Source organism: Veillonella sp., from assembly GCF_019414865.1.
GTDB lineage: Bacteria > Bacillota > Negativicutes > Veillonellales > Veillonellaceae > Veillonella.
This window is the reverse complement of the sequence record NZ_DXLG01000156.1, coordinates 1-3217: the sequence shown is the minus strand read 5'-3', so window position 1 is coordinate 3217 and position 3217 is coordinate 1. Positions and strand designations below refer to the sequence as shown.

The window sequence follows — 3217 nt, the reverse complement described above, 5'->3', positions numbered from 1 at the left end:
ACCCAATAGAGCTAATAATGTAATAAGAATATCGTATACAGGTCCGCCTAATGTAATGGCCCCTAAGGCAATAATAAAACCTATAACAGCGGTTATAACACGTGTTTTTAACATTTTTTATTCCTCATCACGTAAGCCACCAAACCGGCGTTCTCGTTTTTGATATGCTGCAACAGCCTCTAATAATGTTTCCTTAGTGAAATCTGGCCAATGTAAATCAGTAAACCAGAATTCAGCGTAAGCTAGCTGCCACAATAAAAAGTTACTAATTCTAAAATCACTACTTGGACGAATTAACAAGTCTACATCACTAAACTCTTTAGTGAAAAGTTGGGAACTAACATAGTCTTCTGTAATCTCGTCTGTAGTAATAGTTCCATCCACAACAGAATTTGTAATATCGCGGATAGTTCTTACTATTTCATCACGCCCCCCATAGTTTATTGCTAACTGTAAGGTAAGGCCTGTATTATTCTGAGTTAATAATTCGGCATCGTGAATAATCTTTTGAAGCTCATCTGAAAGAGCACCGATATATCCAATAAAGCGAATACGCACATTATGTTCATGCATATACTTAACATTATTATTTAAGTATTCTTTTATGAGAGCCATAAGTAAAGAAACTTCCTGTTCAGGACGCTTCCAGTTCTCTGTGGAGAAGCCATATACCGTAAGAGCTCTAATTCCAATCTCATCTGCAGCAATAACAATCTGCTTTAATACGTCGGCTCCTGCGCGGTGTCCCATTGATCGTGGCATGCCTCTTCGTTTTGCCCAACGACCATTGCCATCCATAATAATAGCAACATGTTTTGGTATTACATTACTATCAATAACAGGCGTATCAGATGGTTTACGGTTAAATAATTTCTTTAGCATAGTCTACCTCGATAGAACTTCCGAAGTCGCTGGCAATCATTGGTCTATACACTAGTATATGTAAACACTCATCAACCTTGGTAATACGTGCTACATAAAATCCTTTATCAGCAATATCAAAAAAGCGATTAAAGGATCCCCCAATCATTACCTTAAAAGGAATATGGGCAGCCTGCAAACGAGACTTTGCAAGCTGCCATGGCATTCCAATAAGGCTATTAGAATCTAACATTATACTTCTAATACGTCCTTTTCTTTTACTGCTTTTAACTCATCAATCTGCTTAATTTTAGCATCTGTAAGTTTTTGAATTTGATCTAAACCGTCTTTAGCATCATCTTCAGTAATTGTTTTAGCTTTCTCTTCTTTTTTCAATGCATCATTTACATCACGACGAATATTTCGTACTGCAACTTTAGCATCTTCAGCTTTTTTATGAACAACTTTAACGATTTCTTTACGACGTTCCTCAGTCAATTGAGGAATAGTCAATCGGATTTGAGCACCATCATTACCTGGATTTAAACCAAGATCAGATTGTAAGATTGCTTTTTCAATAGCACCAATCATAGTTTTATCCCAAGGTGCAATAACAATCATACGCGGCTCAGGCACGGAGATATTTGCAACTTGGTTAATTGGAGATGGGCTACCATAATAGTCAACCATTACTTTGTCAAGCAATGCTACACTAGCACGGCCTGTACGAATAGATGCAAATTCATGTTTTAAAGCCTCAATAGACTTATTCATGCGTTCTTCTGCTTGTTGCAACAATTCTTTAATTTCCATTTGAATTATTCTCCTCGAACTATGGTACCAATCTCTTCACCTTTAGCGGCTTTTGTAATGTTACCAGGAATGTCCATGCTAAATACAATAATAGGGATATTATTATCTTTACATAAAGTTGTGGATGTTGCATCCATAACCTTTAATTCTTTTGTGATGATATCATTATATGTTAATTCATCAAATTTAACGGCATTAGGATTCGTTTTAGGATCAGAATCATATACACCGTCAGCAAACTTCTTCGCCATCAAAATTGCATCTGCTTCAATTTCAGCAGCGCGCAATGCAGCTGTTGTGTCTGTAGAGAAGTATGGTTTACCAAGACCTGCACCGAAGATAACGATACGTTTTTTCTCTAAGTGACGAATTGCACGACGACGAATATAAGGTTCTGCAATTTCTTGCATTTCGATAGCAGTTTGAACACGAGTGTCTACGCCTGCTTGTTCTAATGCATCTTGCAATGCTAAGGAGTTCATTACTGTTGCTAGCATACCCATATAGTCAGCTGTAGCACGATCCATACCTTGGTTACTACCAGCTAACCCTCTCCACAAGTTACCGCCACCAACAACAATTGCGATTTCTAAATCAGTGGATTTTGCTAAAGCAGCAATTTCTTTTGCAAATTCTTCAACAACATCAGGGTTAATACCAAAACCTTGTTCACCCGCTAATGCTTCACCACTCAACTTCAAAACAATACGTCTAAAGTTTCTCTTTGCCATGTGTTTACTCCTCTATTGCAAAATAAGAGAACACTGTACGGTGTTCTCTTATTATTTCTTAATTATTTACCAACAGATGCCATTACTTCAGCTACGAAGTCATCTTGGCGTTTTTCAATGCCTTCGCCCAAACCGTAGCGAACAAAACGACGTACGTTGATGTTTTCACCGATTTTTGCAATATTTTCATTAATGATGTCTGTAACAGTTTTGTCGCCATCTTTAATGAATACTTGTTCTAATAGGCAGTTTTCTTTATAGAATTTTTCAATACGACCAGCAACCATTTTTTCCAAAACAGCTTCAGGTTTTGGTTTACGGCCAGCTTTAACGTCTTCTTCAGCTTCTACTTTAGCTTGTTCCAACAATACTTGTTTTTCGTGTTCGATTACTTCAGCAGGAACTTCTTCACGGTTCAAGTATGTAGGGTTTACAGCTGCGATTTGCATAGCGATATCGCGTGCCAAGTTTTGGAAATCATCAGTTTTAGCAACGAAGTCAGTTTCGCAGTTAACTTCTACCAATACACCGATACGGCCACCAGCGTGGATGTAAGATTGTACTACACCTTCAGCTGCGATACGACCAGCTTTTTTAGCTGCAGCAGCCAAACCTTTTTCACGAAGAAGGTCAACCGCTTTTTCGATATTACCGTCAGTTTCAACCAATGCTTTTTTAGCGTCCATCATACCTGCGCCAGTCATGTCGCGCAATTCTTTTACCAAAGCAGCAGTAATTGCCATTATTTTGTTCCTCCTAGTACTAATTAAGGTAAGGATATAGTCCTTACCCTAATTATATATGTTATAGAT

At 37.8% G+C, this 3217-nt stretch carries 5 protein-coding genes and 1 pseudogene; all 6 read right to left on the bottom strand.

Annotated elements, in window-relative coordinates; translation table 11 throughout:
- A pseudogene (locus tag QZ334_RS08355) lies at positions 1-114 on the bottom strand (phosphatidate cytidylyltransferase); the annotation flags it as partial.
- Positions 115-117: 3 nt separating this feature from the next.
- Entirely contained in the window at positions 118-882 is a 765-nt protein-coding gene (locus tag QZ334_RS07675; protein ID WP_005386729.1) for an isoprenyl transferase, read from the bottom strand.
- Entirely contained in the window at positions 863-1087 is a 225-nt protein-coding gene (locus tag QZ334_RS07670; protein WP_295233357.1) for a hypothetical protein, read from the bottom strand. The genes QZ334_RS07675 and QZ334_RS07670 overlap by 20 nt, the downstream gene beginning before the upstream one ends.
- 26 nt (positions 1088-1113) lie before the next feature.
- Positions 1114-1674, bottom strand: coding sequence for a ribosome recycling factor (frr, locus tag QZ334_RS07665; RefSeq protein ID WP_005386731.1), 561 nt, complete (start codon positions 1672-1674; stop codon positions 1114-1116).
- A 5-nt stretch (positions 1675-1679) separates the two neighbouring features.
- A complete protein-coding gene (pyrH, locus tag QZ334_RS07660; protein WP_024066541.1) occupies positions 1680-2405 on the bottom strand; it encodes a UMP kinase in 726 nt (241 codons plus the stop codon).
- Positions 2406-2467: 62 nt separating this feature from the next.
- Complete coding sequence (tsf, locus tag QZ334_RS07655; RefSeq protein ID WP_105089146.1) at positions 2468-3148, bottom strand: translation elongation factor Ts; 681 nt, start codon at positions 3146-3148, stop codon at positions 2468-2470.
- Positions 3149-3217 lie beyond the last annotated feature (69 nt).